This window comes from Streptomyces sp. NPDC058964, from assembly GCF_042741275.1.
In the GTDB taxonomy this organism is placed as follows: domain Bacteria; phylum Actinomycetota; class Actinomycetes; order Streptomycetales; family Streptomycetaceae; genus Streptomyces.
This window is the reverse complement of sequence record NZ_JBHYKH010000087.1, coordinates 1-16483: the sequence shown is the minus strand read 5'-3', so window position 1 is coordinate 16483 and position 16483 is coordinate 1. Positions and strand designations below refer to the sequence as shown.

The 16483-nt window shown below is 68.6% G+C and carries 17 protein-coding genes; 10 read left to right on the top strand and 7 right to left on the bottom strand.

Translation table 11 applies throughout. The features are described from left to right. Positions 1-131 precede the first annotated feature (131 nt). Positions 132-1649: a glycosyltransferase family 87 protein gene (locus ACFW2E_RS14075; RefSeq protein ID WP_384466049.1), complete on the top strand. Its 1518-nt coding sequence runs from the start codon at positions 132-134 to the stop codon at positions 1647-1649. Positions 1650-1767: 118 nt separating this feature from the next. Here the strand turns inward: ACFW2E_RS14075 and ACFW2E_RS14070 are convergent, their stop codons facing one another. From ACFW2E_RS14070 to ACFW2E_RS14060, 3 genes are all read right to left on the bottom strand, one after another. Then, positions 1768-2799 (bottom strand): alanine racemase, encoded by a 1032-nt coding sequence (locus tag ACFW2E_RS14070; RefSeq protein ID WP_384466047.1) that lies wholly within the window; start codon positions 2797-2799, stop codon positions 1768-1770. Between the two features lie 65 nt (positions 2800-2864). Then, positions 2865-3986, bottom strand: a complete 1122-nt coding sequence (femX, locus tag ACFW2E_RS14065) for a peptidoglycan bridge formation glycyltransferase FemX (protein WP_384466045.1) — start codon at positions 3984-3986, stop codon at positions 2865-2867. 178 nt (positions 3987-4164) lie between these two features. Further along, positions 4165-4482, bottom strand: coding sequence for a hypothetical protein (locus tag ACFW2E_RS14060; protein WP_384466043.1), 318 nt, complete (start codon positions 4480-4482; stop codon positions 4165-4167). Positions 4483-4745: 263 nt separating this feature from the next. Here ACFW2E_RS14060 and rpsF point away from each other — a divergent pair, with 263 nt between their 5' ends. From rpsF to rplI, 4 genes are all read left to right on the top strand, one after another. Continuing rightward, positions 4746-5036 (top strand): 30S ribosomal protein S6, encoded by a 291-nt coding sequence (gene rpsF / locus ACFW2E_RS14055; RefSeq protein ID WP_003956532.1) that lies wholly within the window; start codon positions 4746-4748, stop codon positions 5034-5036. An 80-nt stretch (positions 5037-5116) separates the two neighbouring features. Next, positions 5117-5692: a single-stranded DNA-binding protein gene (locus ACFW2E_RS14050; RefSeq protein ID WP_384466041.1), complete on the top strand. Its 576-nt coding sequence runs from the start codon at positions 5117-5119 to the stop codon at positions 5690-5692. Between the two features lie 57 nt (positions 5693-5749). Then, a complete protein-coding gene (gene rpsR / locus ACFW2E_RS14045) occupies positions 5750-5986 on the top strand; it encodes a 30S ribosomal protein S18 (RefSeq protein WP_003949403.1) in 237 nt (78 codons plus the stop codon). An 18-nt stretch (positions 5987-6004) separates the two neighbouring features. Continuing rightward, positions 6005-6451 carry a 50S ribosomal protein L9 gene (gene rplI / locus ACFW2E_RS14040; protein WP_384466037.1) on the top strand — a complete coding sequence of 149 codons (447 nt, stop codon included), beginning with the start codon at positions 6005-6007 and terminating at the stop codon, positions 6449-6451. A 194-nt stretch (positions 6452-6645) separates the two neighbouring features. Here rplI and ACFW2E_RS14035 read toward each other — a convergent pair whose 3' ends face one another. After that, positions 6646-7983, bottom strand: coding sequence for an MATE family efflux transporter (locus ACFW2E_RS14035; protein WP_384466035.1), 1338 nt, complete (start codon positions 7981-7983; stop codon positions 6646-6648). Positions 7984-8442: 459 nt separating this feature from the next. On the opposite strand from ACFW2E_RS14035, the gene dnaB reads away from it, so the two are divergent. Then, entirely contained in the window at positions 8443-9921 is a 1479-nt protein-coding gene (gene dnaB / locus ACFW2E_RS14030) for a replicative DNA helicase (protein WP_384466033.1), read from the top strand. 125 nt (positions 9922-10046) lie between these two features. Here the strand turns inward: dnaB and ACFW2E_RS14025 are convergent, their stop codons facing one another. Continuing rightward, positions 10047-11198, bottom strand: a complete 1152-nt coding sequence (locus ACFW2E_RS14025) for an FAD-dependent oxidoreductase (RefSeq protein WP_384466031.1) — start codon at positions 11196-11198, stop codon at positions 10047-10049. Positions 11199-11269: 71 nt separating this feature from the next. On the opposite strand from ACFW2E_RS14025, the gene ACFW2E_RS14020 reads away from it, so the two are divergent. Continuing rightward, a complete protein-coding gene (locus ACFW2E_RS14020; protein ID WP_384466029.1) occupies positions 11270-11950 on the top strand; it encodes a TetR/AcrR family transcriptional regulator in 681 nt (226 codons plus the stop codon). A gap of 200 nt (positions 11951-12150) precedes the next feature. Then, positions 12151-13536 (top strand): serine hydrolase domain-containing protein, encoded by a 1386-nt coding sequence (locus ACFW2E_RS14015; protein WP_384466027.1) that lies wholly within the window; start codon positions 12151-12153, stop codon positions 13534-13536. A gap of 51 nt (positions 13537-13587) precedes the next feature. Here the strand turns inward: ACFW2E_RS14015 and ACFW2E_RS14010 are convergent, their stop codons facing one another. Together ACFW2E_RS14010 and ACFW2E_RS14005 are read right to left on the bottom strand one after the other, a co-directional pair. Beyond that, positions 13588-14040, bottom strand: a complete 453-nt coding sequence (locus tag ACFW2E_RS14010; RefSeq protein ID WP_384466025.1) for a GNAT family N-acetyltransferase — start codon at positions 14038-14040, stop codon at positions 13588-13590. Between the two features lie 9 nt (positions 14041-14049). Beyond that, positions 14050-14508 carry a MarR family winged helix-turn-helix transcriptional regulator gene (locus ACFW2E_RS14005; RefSeq protein WP_384466023.1) on the bottom strand — a complete coding sequence of 153 codons (459 nt, stop codon included), beginning with the start codon at positions 14506-14508 and terminating at the stop codon, positions 14050-14052. A gap of 144 nt (positions 14509-14652) precedes the next feature. On the opposite strand from ACFW2E_RS14005, the gene ACFW2E_RS14000 reads away from it, so the two are divergent. Together ACFW2E_RS14000 and ACFW2E_RS13995 are read left to right on the top strand one after the other, a co-directional pair. Beyond that, entirely contained in the window at positions 14653-15861 is a 1209-nt protein-coding gene (locus tag ACFW2E_RS14000) for an MFS transporter (RefSeq protein WP_384466021.1), read from the top strand. Positions 15862-15918: 57 nt separating this feature from the next. After that, positions 15919-16338, top strand: coding sequence for a heme-binding protein (locus tag ACFW2E_RS13995; protein ID WP_384466019.1), 420 nt, complete (start codon positions 15919-15921; stop codon positions 16336-16338). Positions 16339-16483 lie beyond the last annotated feature (145 nt).

Sequence of the window (16483 nt, the reverse complement as noted above, 5' to 3'; positions counted from 1 at the left end):
TCCCCCCGCGGTCCCGTGTGTGGCGCCGCCCCCCCCCACATAGGTTCTCACCGCACACGGGGCCCCCCCCCCCCCCACGAGGTGCGGCGGCCCTCGGCGTATTCCTAGACACGTACGGCAGGATGTGCCCCATGCCCAGTGCAGAAACGACGCCCGCGAGCGTGCACGAGCCGGAGCCGGTGCGGCCGACCAGGGAGGACGAGGTCGCCGCGGCCGGCAGTGAGCTGATCGGCGGTCCCATCGGCCGCCGTGCCCTGCTCGGGACGTCCTGGTGGACGCCCGTACGGGTGGTCGCGCTCGTGGCGATCGGCATGTTCGCCCTCGGCCTGGTTCAGAAGGCGCCCTGTTACAACAGCGCCTGGTTCTTCGGCGCCAGTTCCCAGTACACGCACGCGTGCTACTCGGACATCCCGCACCTGTACCAGGGGCGCGGCTTCTCCGATGGGCTGGTGCCGTACTTCGACAAGCTCCAGGGCGACATGGACTACCTCGAATACCCGGTGCTGACCGGTGTCTTCATGGAGGTGGCCTCCTGGCTCACGCCGCACAGCGGCAGCATCCAGCACCAGGAGCAGTGGTACTGGTTCGTCAACGCCGGAATGCTGATGGCGTGCGCCGCCGTCATCGCCGTCTGTGTGAGCCGTACGCACGGCCGCCGGCCCTGGGACGGCCTCCTGGTCGCTCTGGCGCCCGCCTTCGCGCTGACGGCCACCATCAACTGGGACCTGCTGGCGGTCGCTCTGACGGCCGCGGCGATGCTGATGTGGTCGCGAGGCCGCTCCCTCGCCTTCGGTGTCCTGCTGGGGCTCGCCACGGCCGCCAAGCTCTATCCCGTCCTGCTGCTCGGCCCCCTGCTGCTGCTGTGCTGGCGCGCGGGCAAGTGGCGGGACTTCGGCAAGGCCCTGGGCGGCGCGGCGGTGGCCTGGTTCGCCGTGAACCTGCCGGTGATGGCGTTCGCGTTCGAGGGCTGGTCGAAGTTCTACACGTTCAGCCAGGAGCGGGGCGTGGACTTCGGCTCCTTCTGGCTGATCTGGGCGCAGAACTCGAGCAACCCGCCCACCACCGACACCGTCAACACGCTCGCCACGCTGCTGATGCTGCTGTGCTGCGCGGGTATCGCGGCGCTCACCTTCACGGCCCCGCGCCGCCCGCGCTTCGCCCAGCTCGCCTTCCTGATCGTGGCCGCCTTCATCCTGACCAACAAGGTCTACTCGCCGCAGTACGTGCTGTGGCTGGTGCCGCTGGCCGTGCTGGCGCGGCCGAAGTGGCGGGACTTCCTGATCTGGCAGGCGTGCGAGGTGGCGTACTTCCTGGGGATCTGGATGTACCTCGCGTACACGACCAGCGGGGACGCCCACAAGGGCCTGCCGACCCAGGGCTACCACTGGGCGATCGCGGTTCACCTGCTGGGCACGCTCTACCTGTGCGCCATGGTCGTGCGGGACATCCTCATGCCGGAGCGGGACGTTGTGCGCCGGGCGGGCGACGACGACCCTTCGGGCGGGGTGCTCGACGGTGCGGAGGACATCGTCGTGTTCGGCGCGGCGGCCCGTCGCCCGCGGCACGCCGCTCAGTTCGGTGCTCCGCAGGTTCCTCAAGTGGAGTGGGGCGGCCAGGGGCCGACGTCCTCCACGGAGAGTTCGCTCTGAGCGAACAGGGCCTGGCAGGCCCCGGCCGCAGGGCGGGCGCACGGCACGGAAAAGGCCGTACACGGGAGATCCGTGTACGGCCTTTCTGCTGCCAGGAGGCCTCTCAGCGGTCCGCGGGTCAGCGGTCCACGAGCCGGTCGAACTGCGTGGTGGTGTGCCTCAGATGGGCCACCAGCTCCTCGCCCACCTTCGGCTCGGGCGCGTCCGACGGCACGAACAGGATCGACACCTGCATGTGCGGGGGCTCCGCGAACCAGCGCTGCTTGCCGCCCCAGACGAACGGAGAAAGGTTCCGGTTGACCGTGGCCAGGCCGGCCCGTGCGACGCCCTTGGCGCGCGGCATGACGCCGTGCAGGGCTTTGGGGGCCTCCAGGCCCACCCCGTGCGACGTACCGCCCGCCACGACCACCAGGAAGCCGTCCGAGGCGGCCTTCTGCTGGCGGTAGCCGAAGCGGTCGCCCTTGGCCACACGCGTGACGTCCAGGACCGCGCCGCGGTACTCGGTGGCGTCGTGGTCGCCCAGCCACAGCCGCGTGCCGATGCGGGCGCGGAAGCGGGTCTGCGGGAACTGTTGTTGCAGCCGGGCGAGTTCGTCGGCCTTGAGGTGGCTGACGAACATCGTGTGCAGCGGCAGGCGGGCCGCACGCAGGCGGTCCATCCAGCCGATGACCTCCTCGACGGCGTCCGAACCGTCGGTGCGGTCCAGCGGCAGGTGGATGGCGAAGCCTTCCAGCCGGACGTTCTCTATGGCCGAGTGCAGCTGCGGCAGTTCTTCCTCGCTGATGCCGTGCCGCTTCATCGTGGACATCACCTCGATGACGACACGGGCACCGACCAGGCCGTACACGCCGTCGATGGACGACACCGAGCGGATGACCCGGTCGGGCAGCGGCACGGGCTCCTCACCGCGCCGGTACGGCGTCAGCACCAGCAGGTCGCCGCCGAACCAGTCCTTGATACGTGCTGCCTCGTACGTCGTGCCGACGGCGAGGATGTCAGAGCCCAGCCGCGTGGCCTCCTCCGCGAGGCGTTCGTGCCCGAAGCCGTAGCCGTTGCCCTTGCAGACCGGGACGAGCCCCGGGAACTGCTCCTGCACGTGTTTGTGGTGCGCACGCCAGCGCGCGGTGTCGACGTAGAGCGTGAGCGCCATGGCCGGACCTGGAACCTTTCTCGTGGCTGCGGTGTATCAAGGGTATGGAAGCACTGAACGTGACGTCAGCGTCGCGACATGTAGATGTCGAGAGCCTTGTGGAGCAGCTTGTTCAGCGGGAAGTCCCACTCGCCGAGGTACTCCGCGGCCTGCCCGCCGGTGCCCACCTTGAACTGGATCAGGCCGAAGAGGTGGTCGGTCTCGTCCAGCGAGTCGGAGATGCCCCGCAGGTCGTAGACGGTGGCGCCGAGCGCGTAGGCGTCGCGCAGCATCCGCCACTGCATCGCGTTCGAGGGCCGGACCTCTCGCCCGATGTTGTCGGAGGCGCCGTAGGAGTACCAGACGTGCCCACCGACGATCAGCATCGTCGCCGCCGACAGGTTCACCCCGTTGTGCCGGGCGAAGTACAGCCGCATGCGGTTGGGGTCCTCGGTGTTGAGGGCCGTCCACATGCGCTGGAAGTACGACAGCGGGCGGGGCCGGAAGTGGTCGCGCACGGCCGTGATCTCGTACAGCCGCTGCCATTCCTCGAGGTCCTGGTAGCCACCCTGGACGACCTCGACGCCGGCCTTCTCGGCCTTCTTGATGTTGCGGCGCCACAGCTGGTTGAAGTTCTTGTGCACCTCTTCCAGGGAGCGGTTGGCCAGCGGCACCTGGAAGACGTAACGGGGCTGCACGTCGCCGAAGCCGGCGCCGCCGTCCTCGCCCTGCTGCCAGCCCATGCGGCGCAGCTTGTCGGCCACCTCGAAGGCGCGCGGCTCGATGAAGTCGGCCTCGATGTCGCGCAGACGCTTCACGTCCGGGTCCTGGATGCCCTGCTTGATGGAGTTGGCCTCCCAGCGCCGGATGATCACCGGCGGGCCCATCTTCACGGAGAAGGCGCCCTGCTGCTTGAGGTGGGCGAGCATCGGCTGGATCCAGTCGTCCAGATTGGGCGCGAACCAGTTGATGACCGGGCCCTCGGGAAGGTAGGCGAGGTAGCGCTTGATCTTGGGCAGCTGGCGGTAGAGGACCAGGCCCGCGCCGACCATCTCGCCGGTGCGGTCGTCGAACCAGCCGAGGTTTTCGGAGCGCCACTCCGCCTTCACATCGGCCCAGGCCGGGACCTGCATGTGGCTCGCCGCTGGCAGGCTCTGGATGTATGCCAGATGTTGCTCGCGGCTGATGGTCCTCAGGGTCAGGCTCATGTCGGGGCGCTCCTCGGGCTGGTGTGTCCCCATGGGTACAGGGGCTCCGGCTCTCGCGCGAAGCCTACTGCGCCTGTCGAGCGCCCCGACTGGGCGCACGGGTGCTTCGCCCCGGCCTGCCGTGCACCGGGGCGATCAGGCATGTTCTACGGACGTTCGAGCGGCGGTGTCCGGAGGGTCATCCGCCGATTCCGCCGAACAGGCCGCCGTGCGCCATTCCCAGGTAGAAACCGACGCCCGAGGCACCGAGACCCAGGATCAGACCGAGGCGCTCACGGGTGGTCTCCGAGATCCACTGCCCGTAGGCGCCGGTGAAGATCCCCACCAGGCCCGTCCATGAGCTGATCAGGTGGAGGTTGTCGAACATCGCCGTGATGAAGGACGTCACACCCAGAACCAGGGTCACCAGGGTCAGTGCGTCCTGGACGGGATGAGGTTTGCCGTCCGTCGCGAGAAAGGATCCGGCGGTGTTGGGTCGCAATGCCTGCTGTGCCATAGGGCACCTCCTGCGGAAGGCGGCGCATCGTAGCGCCATACACACCCGACGTGTACAGATTGAGGGTCCCCGCGGTCGGATTTCAACCGGAAGCGGGGGTGCGGGTACTCTGTACCGTCTGCACCGGTGTCTGCCCAGGCCATGGCAGGGACTCCCGGCGGGAGCCCCGATTGTCAGTGGTGGCCGATACCGTTGCGTACGCATCACAACCCTCCTGCCACGGAACGACCGTGGCCGCTGAGTCCAAAGGAGGTGGGTTCCACATGCGTCACTACGAGGTGATGGTCATCCTCGACCCCGATCTGGAGGAGCGCGCTGTCGCCCCCCTGATCGAGAACTTCCTCTCCGTCGTCCGTGAGGGCAACGGCAAGGTGGAGAAGGTCGACACCTGGGGCCGTCGTCGTCTCGCGTACGAGATCAAGAAGAAGCCCGAGGGCATCTACTCGGTCATCGACCTGCAGGCCGAGCCTGCGGTCGTCAAGGAGCTCGACCGCCAGATGAACCTGAACGAGTCGGTCCTCCGGACCAAGGTCCTCCGCCCCGAGACCCACTGAGCCTCCAGCTCAGCTGATCCCGGGATTCGAGTAGCAGCAACCAAGCAGCCAGAGCAGCAAACCCGCCGAGAGGTTCCCCCATGGCAGGCGAGACCGTCATCACGGTCGTCGGCAATCTTGTCGACGACCCCGAGCTGCGCTTCACCCCGTCCGGTGCGGCGGTCGCGAAGTTCCGCGTCGCGTCCACTCCCCGCACCTTCGACCGTCAGACGAACGAGTGGAAGGACGGCGAAAGCCTCTTCCTGACCTGCTCGGTCTGGCGTCAGGCGGCTGAGAACGTCGCCGAGTCGCTCCAGCGAGGCATGCGCGTCATCGTGCAGGGCCGGCTGAAGCAGCGGTCGTACGAGGACCGCGAGGGCGTCAAGCGCACGGTCTACGAGCTGGACGTCGAGGAAGTCGGCGCCAGCCTGCGCAACGCCACGGCCAAGGTCACCAAGACCGCCGGCGGTGGCCGCAGTGGCCAGGGCGGTTACGGCGGCGGTGGCGGCCAGCAGGGCAGCGGCTGGGGCGGAGGCTCCGGTGGCGGCCAGCAGGGCGGCGCTCCTGCCGACGACCCGTGGGCGACCGGCGCTCCCGCCGGTGGCAACCAGGGTGGCGGCGGCTGGGGCGGCGGCTCCGGCGGTGGCGGCGGCTACTCGGACGAGCCCCCCTTCTAGGTCCTCGGACCGAGGGCGGGTCGTACCCAAACTTCTTGATCACACAGGAGAAACACCATGGCGAAGCCGCCTGTGCGCAAGCCGAAGAAGAAGGTCTGCGCTTTCTGCAAGGACAAGGTCACGTACGTGGACTACAAGGACACGAACATGCTGCGGAAGTTCATTTCCGACCGCGGCAAGATCCGTGCCCGCCGCGTGACCGGCAACTGCACGCAGCACCAGCGTGACGTCGCCACGGCCGTCAAGAACAGCCGTGAGATGGCGCTGCTGCCCTACACGTCCACCGCGCGCTAAGGGAAGGGTGACCGACTAATGAAGATCATCCTCACCCACGAGGTCTCCGGCCTCGGTGCCGCCGGCGAGGTCGTCGACGTCAAGGACGGCTACGCTCGCAACTACCTCATCCCGCGGAAGTTCGCTATCCGCTGGACCAAGGGTGGCGAGAAGGACGTCGAGCAGATCCGTCGCGCTCGCAAGATCCACGAGATCCAGACGATCGAGCAGGCCAACGCTGTGAAGGCCCAGCTCGAGGGCGTCAAGGTCCGCCTGGCCGTTCGCTCCGGCGACTCCGGCCGTCTCTTCGGTTCCGTCACCCCGGCCGACATCGCTTCCGCGATCAAGGCTTCCGGTGGTCCCGAGGTCGACAAGCGTCGCATCGAGCTGGGCGCGCCGATCAAGACCCTGGGCGCCCACGAGACGTCCGTGCGTCTGCACCCCGAGGTTGCCGCCAAGGTCAACATCGAGGTCGTCGCGGCCTGATTGCCGCGCTCTGCTTGAGCAGTGACAGAGGGGCCGCACCCTTCATGGGCGCGGCCCCTTCTGCATGCCCGGCCTGCGACGGTTGGCCGGCCGTTGTTGGATGAGGCACGACGGTCGTGGAGCGAGCAGCGAGCCTGTTTCACGTGAAACGTGACAGCCCGCGGAGTTCCATGCGAATGGTCGGCAGGTTGTGGTCAGCGCGATGCGCCCGTCACGATCCAACGACCGGAGCGGGCCCGCAGCCAGAGCGTCAGCATCCGTACGGCCATCATCAGCGTCATGGCCGCCCAGAGTGCGGTGAGGCCACCACCGAGGGCGGGGACGAGCAGGGCCACCGGCGCGAAGACCGCGAGGGTCAGCAGCATGGCTACGGCGAGATACGGGCCGTCTCCCGCACCCATGAGGACGCCGTCCAGCACGAAGACAACCCCGCAGACCGGCTGGGAGAGCGCCACCATCAGCAGGGCGGGCAGCGCGGTGTCCGTCACCGTGGGGTCGCTGGTGAACAGCGGCAAGAAGGCCGGGCGGGCCACGATGACCAGCAGTCCGAGAAGTGTTCCGACCGCCACTCCCCACTGGACCATCCGACGGCAGGCGTCCCGGGCGCCGAGGGCGTCGCCGGCGCCCAGGTAGCGTCCGATGATGGCCTGGCCCGCGATGGCGATGGCGTCGAGGGCGAAGGCCAGCAGACTCCACAGGGACAGGATGATCTGGTGGGCGGCGATGTCGGCGTCCCCGAGACGGGCCGCGACAGCCGTGGCGATCATGAGGATCGCCCGCAGCGACAGCGTGCGGACGAGCAGCGGAACACCGGCCTGTGCGCAGGCTCTGATCCCGGCGGCATCGGGCCGCAGAGACGCCCCGTGTCGGCGGGCCCCGCGTACGACGACGACGAGATAGACCAGCGCCATGCCGAACTGGGCGATCACGGTGCCCCAGGCCGACCCGGCGATGCCGAGCCCGGCGCCATAGACAAGCCCGGCGTTCAGAGCGCCGTTGGCGACAAAGCCCGCGACGGCGACGTACAGCGGGGTCCGGGTGTCCTGGAGTCCGCGCAGCACCCCGGTCGCGGCGAGCACGACCAGCATCGCCGGGATGCCCAGCGCGGAGATGCGCAGATAGGACGCCGCGTAAGGAGCGGCGGTGTGCGAGGCGCCGAAGAGGGACACGAGTTGGGACGCCGTGGGCAGGACGGCGACGATGACCGCCGCGCCGAGCAGCAGTGCCAGCCATATTCCGTCCATGCCCTGGCGTATGGCTGCCCGGAGATCGCCCGCGCCCACCCGCCGGGCGACGGCGGCCGTCGTGGCGTAGGCGAGGAAGACGAAGACACTCACGGCCGTCGTGAGGAGGGCGGATGCCACGCCCAGACCGGCGAGCTGGGCGGTGCCGAGGTGACCGACGATCGCACTGTCGGCCATGACGAACAGGGGCTCGGCGACGAGTGCACCGAAGGCCGGGACGGCCAGCCCGACGATCTCGCGGTCGTGCCGCCGACGGGTGGCCCTGGGGATCGCGGGAGCCTGTGGCATGAGCACTAATCTAATCGTCCACAGGTAAGAGGTGCAAATGGCTCCTGTCCCTTACTCGAGGTCTGGCGCCCCGTGGTCCGGTGCACTGTTCGATGGGATCTTGATCCGACTGGGGAAGTTTTTCTTCTGCACAGACGGTGGATGGCAATTCTGCAGGTCAGAAGGTTTTCCCTGACGGAATCGAGGTCTTGTTCACAGGGCTGTCCACCGGGTCGTGCACAGGTTTTGCCGAGTTCTCCACAGCATCGGGACCGTCGTCCACATGGCCTGTGGATAACCAGATTGGCTGACGGTGCCGACAGGCCTAACGTGGTCCGGCGCCCGCTCCGTCCACCGGCCTCGGAAATGTCATAAAACCGACGCGGCAGAACCGGAGTTGGGCCTCTCAATTGTCAGTGTCGTGCCGTAGAAAGAGTAGGCACGGCGAGGTCCGCTCGGCGGACGGGAGGAGGTGGCTCGGTGAGCATTTCCGAGCCCTTGGACGACCCGTGGGCCGACAGCGGTCCCAGTGATCGTCTGCCCGCCTCCCGTCGGCGCGGGGACGGTGGCCGAAGCCGTGACGAGCAGCACGAGCGCGGCCGGGAGAACGGCGAGTGGGACGGTGGCGGCTCGACCTTCGAGCGGGTGCCGCCGCAGGATCTCGACGCCGAGCAGTCCGTTCTCGGCGGCATGCTGCTGTCCAAGGACGCCATCGCGGACGTGGTCGAGGTCCTCAAGGGCCACGACTTCTACAAGCCCGCCCACGAGACGATCTTCCAGGCGATCCTCGACGTCTACGCGAAGGGCGAGCCGGCCGACCCCATCACGATCGCCGCCGAGCTCACCAAGCGCGGCGAGATCAACAAGGTCGGCGGCGCCTCCTATCTGCACACGCTCGTCCAGACCGTACCGACCGCGGCCAACGCGGAGTACTACGCCGAGATCGTTCACGAGCGGGCCGTGCTGCGCCGCCTGGTCGAGGCCGGCACACGCATCACCCAGATGGGATACGCGGCGGACGACGACGTCGACGAGATCGTCAACCGGGCCCAGGCCGAGATCTACGCCGTCACCGAGCAGCGCACCAGCGAGGACTACCTCCCGCTCGGCGACATCATGGAGGGTGCCCTCGACGAGATCGAGGCCATCGGTTCCCGCAGCGGTGAGATGACGGGTGTGCCCACCGGGTTCACGGACTTCGACTCGCTGACCAACGGTCTGCACCCCGGCCAGATGATCGTCATCGCGGCGCGTCCCGCCATGGGTAAGTCGACGCTCGCCCTCGACTTCGCGCGGGCCGCCTCGATCAAGCACAACCTGCCGAGCGTCATCTTCTCGCTCGAAATGGGCCGCAACGAGATCGCCATGCGTCTGCTGTCCGCGGAGGCACGTGTCGCCCTGCACCACATGCGCTCGGGCACGATGACCGATGAGGACTGGACGCGACTGGCCCGCCGCATGCCCGACGTCTCCGCGGCCCCCCTCTACATCGACGACTCCCCGAACCTGTCGATGATGGAGATCCGTGCCAAGTGCCGACGCCTCAAACAGCGCAACGACCTCAAACTCGTGGTCATCGACTACCTCCAGCTGATGCAGTCCGGCGGTTCCAAGCGGTCCGAGAGCCGTCAGCAGGAGGTCTCGGACATGTCCCGTAACCTCAAGCTGCTCGCCAAGGAGCTGGAGATCCCGGTCATCGCGCTCTCCCAGCTGAACCGTGGCCCCGAGCAGCGCACCGACAAGAAGCCGATGGTCTCCGACCTGCGTGAGTCCGGCTCCATCGAGCAGGACGCCGACATGGTCATCCTGCTGCACCGCGAGGACGCGTACGAGAAGGAGTCCCCGCGTGCGGGCGAGGCCGACCTGATCGTGGCCAAGCACCGTAACGGCCCGACCGCGACGATCACGGTGGCCTTCCAGGGTCACTACTCGCGGTTCGTGGACATGGCGCAGACCTGATCCGCCGGACTGTCGCCGCGATCAACCAGATCCCTGCCGAGGAAATGACGCGGCCCTGAGGCAGAGGTCCTTGGCCGCGATGTGAGACAGAACGGGAAGTCCCAGGTCACAGCACGACACGTAGGTCACGGGCGATGGGAACCCGCAGACCTTGCAGGATGTCGGATTCCGTCAGGCTGGAAGAACGCGAGCATTTTCTGGCCGGCGTCCGGCGACATCAGCAATTCCTGCATGCCCGCGGACATCCGGGCGGCAGCGCTGGTGCGTTCGAACATCTCGCGTTCGTATTCATCCACGGCGGCGGGAAAGTCGTCCGGGTGCGCGGCCAGCGCGAGGCCGAGCAGGGCGCCGTCGAGCAGCGCCATGTTGGCACCCTCTCCCACCGGCGGCATCAGGTGCGCGGCATCACCGAGCAGCGTGACGCCTGGCGTCGACGGCCAGGTCAGGCCGACCGGGAGAGTAGTGATCGACCGTGGCACGATCGTGTCGTCGCTGGCAGCGATCAGTGCGGTGAACCGTGGGTCCCAGCCGGTGAACTTCTCGATCAGCCGCGCCCGGGCGGCGGCTGGGTCGTCGAACGGGATCCCGCTGGTGGCGAACCAGTCCTCGGCGGTGTTGTAGAAGCTGAGGCCGATGCGTACGCGGCCGTCGCCATTGCGCTGCGCCGCCAGGGATTGTCCGTTGCCGAGCACCCAGTAGTTGCCGCGCCCGACCATCGCCGCGAGCTCGGGGTAGGTGCGGTCGATGTCGGAAATGCAGAGCTCGACGACGTTTTGGCCGATGTGCGCTGGTCGAGCGTCGGTGAGCAGTGCGCGGACCCGGGAGTTAGCGCCGTCAGCACCGACCAGCAGGTCATACGTCGCACTGCTGCCGTCGGCGAAGCGCAGCTGGCCGTTGTCGGCGGATTCGAACGCGTGCCCCCAGCGCACCACGTCTTCGGGGAGGGAATCCAGCAGCAGGTTGCGCAGATCGGTACGGTCGACCTCGGGTCGCTCGAGCGGGGCGCCCTCGGGCGTGTCCTCCTGGAGCAGCAGGGTGCCGTCCGGCTCGAGCAGCCGCATGTCCTGGCCCTCACCACGGGCAATCGCGTGGAACTGGTCGATCAGACCGGCATCGCGCAGCGCCCGCTGGCCGGAGTGGATGTCGAGCATGCCGCCCTGGCCGCGCGCACCGCGTGACGATTCACGTTCATGGACGACGGAATCCATGCCGTTCACGTGCAGCACACGGGCGAGAGCCAGGCCGCCGAGGCCGGCTCCGACGATGGCGATGGTCATGGTGTGCTTCCCTCCGATACGCCGTACTGGTCGATACACTGTATCGTCCGATGCGATGTATTGTTAGCGGCATGTTGGTGTGGGAGAGGCCGGAGCCACCGAATCGACCCGTGCCTGCCCCGTTGAGCCGGGAGCGGATCGTGCGAGCGGCGATCCAGCTGGCCGACGCGGACGGCCTGGACGCGGTGTCGCTGCGCAAGGTCGCCACCGCACTGGACGTCCGTCCGATGCGGCTGTACGGCTACATCGCCAGCAAGGAGGAGTTGCTCGACCTGATGGTCGACGCTGTCCACGCCGAGATCCGGCCGGTCGGGGACGGCTGGCGGGAGGTGCTCCGGTCTCTTGCCGAAGCCACTCGGCAAGCCGCTCACGAGCACGAATGGCTCGCCGATCTACTGGGTGGCCGACCCCAGCTCGGGCCGCACGCGCTGGCCAGTGGGGAGGCCGTGGTGGCCGCGCTGGGCGGCGTCGACGTGGACGCCATCATGCCGGTGGTCGCGGCAGTCAAGGCGTACGTGATCGGCGCGGTGCGTCGGGAGATCGCCGAGCGGCGTGCCGAGCGGGCCACCGGGATGGACGAGAAGCGTTGGCAGGCCTCACTCGGGCCCTATCTGGAGCGGACCTTCGCCACCGGCCGATTCCCCGCGCTGGCCACGGTGGTACGCGATGCCGCCCACCTGGACGCCGACCACACCTTCCGGATCGGCCTCGACTTCCTGCTCGACGGCATCGAAGCCCGCATCTCAAGGTGACGCGCGGCCGAAGGACCGGACCGGTACCGCCCATGGCACCAGGTCGGCGCTCCAGCCGCATCACATCCCGTGAGACAACCCAGGGATCCGCTGGTCAGCTGAGATCAACATGTCACGCGATTTGAGACCCTGCACGGACGCTTCGCTCTCACCTGAGAAATGAACTCGACGCACGTCGCCGTACCGGATGGACTGGGCGCATGACGACATCGCAGGAAGAACTGCTTCCCGGTACGCGACGAGCGCTGCTGCACCGGATCGCCGTGGCGCAGGCCGAGGGGCGGACGCCGTCGCTGGTGGCCGCGGTCGTGAGGGACGGCAAGGCTGTGTGGCACGGGTCCCGGACCTCGGTGGACGGGCACGCCCCCGACGAGAACGTGCAGTACCGGATCGGCTCGATCACCAAGACCTTCACGGCCGTCCTCGTACTCCGGCTGCGGGACGAGGGGCTGCTCGACCTCGGTGACGCCCTGGAGAAACATCTGCCGGGAACCGGTGCGGGGGAGGCGACCATCGCCGAACTGCTCGCGCACACCGGCGGGTTGGCGGCCGAGTCGCCCGGACCGTGGTGGGAACGCACCCCCGGGTCGCTGCGTCCCGAACTCGCCGACGTCCTCGGTGAACAGCCCTTCCTGCACCCCGCCGGCCGCCGCCACCACTACTCGAACCCCGGATACACCCTGCTGGGCGCGCTGGTGGAAGAGCTGAGGGGAGCTCCCTGGGAGGACGTACTTCGGCGGGAGATCCTCGAGCCGCTCGGTCTGAGCCGCACGAGTGCTCAGCCCCGGGTGCCGCACGCGGGTGGCTGGGCCGTGCATCCCTGGGCCGATGTGATGCTGCCCGAGCCCGCCGAGGATCTGGGACGGATGGCGCCCGCCGGACAGCTCTGGTCCACATCCGGAGACCTTGCCCGGTTCGCCGCCTTCCTGGCCAAGGGGGACGACCGGGTGCTGAGCGCGGAGTCCGTACGGGAAATGCGGACGCCCGCCGCGCCGGCCGAGGCCGCTGATGTGGTCGACGGCGTCACGTACGGGCTCGGTCTGCAGATCCAGCGCCGGGACCGTCGGCTGCTGGTGGGGCATTCGGGCTCGCTGCCGGGATTTCTGGCGAACCTCGTCATCAGCGTCGAGGACGACGTCGCGGCCGTGGTGCTGGCCAATTGCACCTCCGGGCCGCTGCTGTCCGCCGTGGGGGCGGATCTCGTACGCATCGTCGCCGAGGCCGAGCCACGCATCCCCGAGCCGTGGCGGCCGCTGCGGGAAGCGGATCCGTCCGTGGTGGAGCTGGCGGGCCAGTGGTACTGGGGTACGTATGCCTTCGTCCTGCGGGTGACTGCCGACGGGCTCCTCTCGCTGGGGCCGCTGGCGGGCAACGGTCGCGGGTCCCGGTTCCGGGCCAACGGTGACGGCAGCTGGACGGGGCTGGAGGGCTACTACGCCGGAGAGCTTCTGCGGCCCGTACGGCGGCCGGACGGGGCGGTGAGCCATCTCGACCTCGGGTCGTTCGTGTTCACGCGTCAGCCGTACGAGGAGGGGGCACCGGTGCCCGGCGGGGTGGATCCCGAAGGGTGGCGGGGGATCAGCTAGACGGTCCGGAGGAGCGGGCTGTTTCACGTGAAACAGGCCGCCGGATGCGGTTCATAGCTGGAGCTTGAAGCCGACGTGCGAGGCCGTGAAGCCGAGCCGCTCGTAGAAGCGGCGGGCGTCGGTGCGTGAGACGTCGGACGTCAGCTGCACCAACTGGCAGTTCTGGCGCCGGGATTCATCGATTGCCCACTCGATGAGCTGAGTACCCAGGCCACTACCTCGCTCGTCCGCGTGGATGCGTACTCCCTCGATGACCGACCGGGTGGCGCCACGCCGGGACAGCCCGGGAATGATCGTGAGCTGGAGCGTGCCCACGATGCGGTCCTCGCGTACCGCCACGACCACGTGCTGGTTGGGATCGTCGGCGAGCCGTTCCAGTGCGGTCAGGTACGGAGTCAGGTCGTCCGGTGACTCGCGCCGAGCGCCCAGTGGGTCGTCGGCGAGCATGCCGACGACGGCGGGGATGTCGTCGGCCGTGACGGCACGAATTTCAAGATCTCCCATGGCCTCACCCTATGCAGGAGCGTGCAGCGACTCCACGGCCCGTACCAGTGGGGCGAGTTCGGGGTTCCGGGTCGCTGCGTCGAGGGCCTCGCGCAGGGCGGCGTCATTGGTGGGGCGTGCCTCTTCGAGCAGCTTGAGCCCCGCCCGGGTGACGTTCGTGTAGATGCCACGGCGGTCGGTGGGGCAAAGGTAACGCTCGAGCAGACCGCGGTCCTCGAGCCGGGTGACCAGCCGGGTGGTGGCGCTCTGGCTGAGGACGACCGCGTCGGCGACCTGCTTCATCTGGAGGTGGCCCCCCTCGCCGTCGTGCTGACGGCTGAGCACGTCGAGCAGGGAGTACTCGCGCACGCTCAGATCATGCTCCGCCTGCAGGGCCCGCTCGATGTGCGCCTCGATCCTCCCGTGCAGCAGGGACAGGGCGCACCAGCCCTGTGAGAGGGCGGTGAGCGCGGGGTCCGTCGCTGTCATTGGCGTTCTCCTCCGTCCCGGAGCGGCTGAAACCAGGATAGAGCAGGCTCGCAATATCCGGCGGTTGCATATAGCCCGCGTCTGCAACTATTGTGGACGCACGCAAAGCGCTCCTGCAATCGTCTGGGAAGGTAGTACCCCCACATGCCTCTCGCGCTTCTGGCCCTCGCGATCGGGGCCTTCGGTATCGGAACCACAGAGTTCGTGATCATGGGCTTGTTGCCCGAGGTCGCGAGCGACTTCGGGGTTTCCATCCCCACCGCGGGCCTGCTGGTCACGGGCTATGCGCTCGGCGTGGTGATCGGCGCCCCGCTGATGACCGTCCTCGGCACCAAGGTCCCGCGCAAGCGGATGCTGATGCTGCTGATGGGCCTGTTCATCGCCGGAAACCTGCTGTCAGCCGTCGCCCCGGCCTTCGCGATCATGCTGATCGGACGCGTGATCGCATCCCTCGCCCACGGAGCCTTCTTCGGCATCGGCTCGGTCGTCGCGGCGGAACTGGTCGCCCCGGACAGGAAGGCCGGAGCCATCGCGATGATGTTCACCGGTCTGACCGTGGCCAACGTCGTGGGTGTCCCGCTGGGCACGCTCATCGGGCAGAACGTCGGCTGGCGTGTGACCTTCGGGATCGTCGCCGCCCTCGGTGTGATCGGCCTGGCGGGTATCGCCAAGCTGGTACCCGAACTGCCCAGGCCGGAAGGCGTGCACCTACGCCACGAACTGGCCGCCTTCAAGAACGCCCAGGTCCTGCTCGCCATGGCGATGACCGTCCTCGGCTTCGGCGGCGTCTTCGCGGCCATCACCTACATAGCGCCGATGATGACCCATGTCGCGGGATTCGCCGACGGCTCCGTGACCTGGCTGCTCGTGCTCTTCGGCCTCGGCATGGTCGGTGGGAACCTCGTCGGCGGCAGGTTCGCCGACCGCGCCCTGATGCCCATGCTGTACGTCTCCCTGGGCGCGCTGGCCGTCGTGCTCGCACTCTTCACGCTCACAGCGCACAACAAGATCGCGGCGGCCGTGACCATCGTTCTCATCGGCGCCCTGGGCTTCGCGACCGTCCCGCCGCTGCAGAAGCGCGTCCTCGACCAGGCGCACGGCGCACCCACCCTGGCCTCCGCCGTGAACATCGGCGCCTTCAACCTCGGCAACGCCCTCTCCGCCTGGCTCGGCGGGATCGTGATCGCGGCAGGCTTCGGCTACACCGCCCCCAACTGGGTCGGCGCCGCCCTGGCCGCGGCCGCCCTCGTTCTTGCCGTCCTCTCGGCCGCCCTGGAGCGCCGCGACAGTGCCTCCGGTCCCAAGGTGGCGGGCGCCCCACCGGCCGTATCTCGGACGCCTGTCCATCACTGAGCCCGCACCCGCACCTCAGCGAGCCCGACTTCCGCGCCACCCCAGGAGAAACCCTTCATGAGCACCAACGCCATCGCCCCGCTCACCATCCACGACGCCGAGCGGCTCGTCGCCGAGGCCCGCCGAGCGGCCGAGGATGCCGGAGTCACCGTCAGCGTCACCGTCCTGGACGCGGGCGGCCATCTCCTCGCCTTCCGGCGCGACGACCGGGCCGTGCTGATCTCCGGGGAGACCAGCACCCGCAAGGCCTACACGGCGCTCCAGTTGAACACCCCGACGGCATACCTGGTCGACGCCGTCCAGCCGGGCGGACTCTTCCATACCCTGCCCACCGCGCTCGACCGGCCGCTGCTGTTCATCGCCGGCGGTGTCCCGGTCCACCGTGACGGCCGGCTGATCGGTGCGATCGGTGTCGGCGGTGGCACGCCGGAGCAGGACCACGGTTTCGCCCTCGCCGCCGTCGAGGGACTCGCCTGATCGCACCCACTCCCAAGCGAATGAGCCCGGGGGGCCCCCGCCCGGGGGGGGGGCGCCGGGGTGTCGGCGGGCGGGGCCGCGGTTTTCCGGGCGGCCGGCCGCAGCTCCCACCCCTCCTGGGCCCTGCCGTCGAATCCCCTGCTCG

Excerpts from the sequence above, each read along its gene's own strand:
- ACFW2E_RS14020 (WP_384466029.1), top strand. The coding sequence starts at position 11,270 with ATGTTGGTGTGGGAGAGGCCGGAGCCACCGAATCGACCCGTGCCTGCC.
- rplI (WP_384466037.1), top strand. The coding sequence starts at position 6,005 with ATGAAGATCATCCTCACCCACGAGGTCTCCGGCCTCGGTGCCGCCGGC.
- ACFW2E_RS14025 (WP_384466031.1), bottom strand. The coding sequence starts at position 11,198 with ATGACCATCGCCATCGTCGGAGCCGGCCTCGGCGGCCTGGCTCTCGCC.
- ACFW2E_RS14035 (WP_384466035.1), bottom strand. The coding sequence starts at position 7,983 with ATGCCACAGGCTCCCGCGATCCCCAGGGCCACCCGTCGGCGGCACGAC.
- ACFW2E_RS14060 (WP_384466043.1), bottom strand. The coding sequence starts at position 4,482 with ATGGCACAGCAGGCATTGCGACCCAACACCGCCGGATCCTTTCTCGCG.
- ACFW2E_RS14050 (WP_384466041.1), top strand. The coding sequence starts at position 5,117 with ATGGCAGGCGAGACCGTCATCACGGTCGTCGGCAATCTTGTCGACGAC.
- ACFW2E_RS14070 (WP_384466047.1), bottom strand. The coding sequence starts at position 2,799 with ATGGCGCTCACGCTCTACGTCGACACCGCGCGCTGGCGTGCGCACCAC.
- ACFW2E_RS14000 (WP_384466021.1), top strand. The coding sequence starts at position 14,653 with ATGCCTCTCGCGCTTCTGGCCCTCGCGATCGGGGCCTTCGGTATCGGA.
- ACFW2E_RS13995 (WP_384466019.1), top strand. The coding sequence starts at position 15,919 with ATGAGCACCAACGCCATCGCCCCGCTCACCATCCACGACGCCGAGCGG.
- rpsR (WP_003949403.1), top strand. The coding sequence starts at position 5,750 with ATGGCGAAGCCGCCTGTGCGCAAGCCGAAGAAGAAGGTCTGCGCTTTC.
- femX (WP_384466045.1), bottom strand. The coding sequence starts at position 3,986 with ATGAGCCTGACCCTGAGGACCATCAGCCGCGAGCAACATCTGGCATAC.
- ACFW2E_RS14015 (WP_384466027.1), top strand. The coding sequence starts at position 12,151 with ATGACGACATCGCAGGAAGAACTGCTTCCCGGTACGCGACGAGCGCTG.
- ACFW2E_RS14010 (WP_384466025.1), bottom strand. The coding sequence starts at position 14,040 with ATGGGAGATCTTGAAATTCGTGCCGTCACGGCCGACGACATCCCCGCC.
- rpsF (WP_003956532.1), top strand. The coding sequence starts at position 4,746 with ATGCGTCACTACGAGGTGATGGTCATCCTCGACCCCGATCTGGAGGAG.
- ACFW2E_RS14005 (WP_384466023.1), bottom strand. The coding sequence starts at position 14,508 with ATGACAGCGACGGACCCCGCGCTCACCGCCCTCTCACAGGGCTGGTGC.
- ACFW2E_RS14075 (WP_384466049.1), top strand. The coding sequence starts at position 132 with ATGCCCAGTGCAGAAACGACGCCCGCGAGCGTGCACGAGCCGGAGCCG.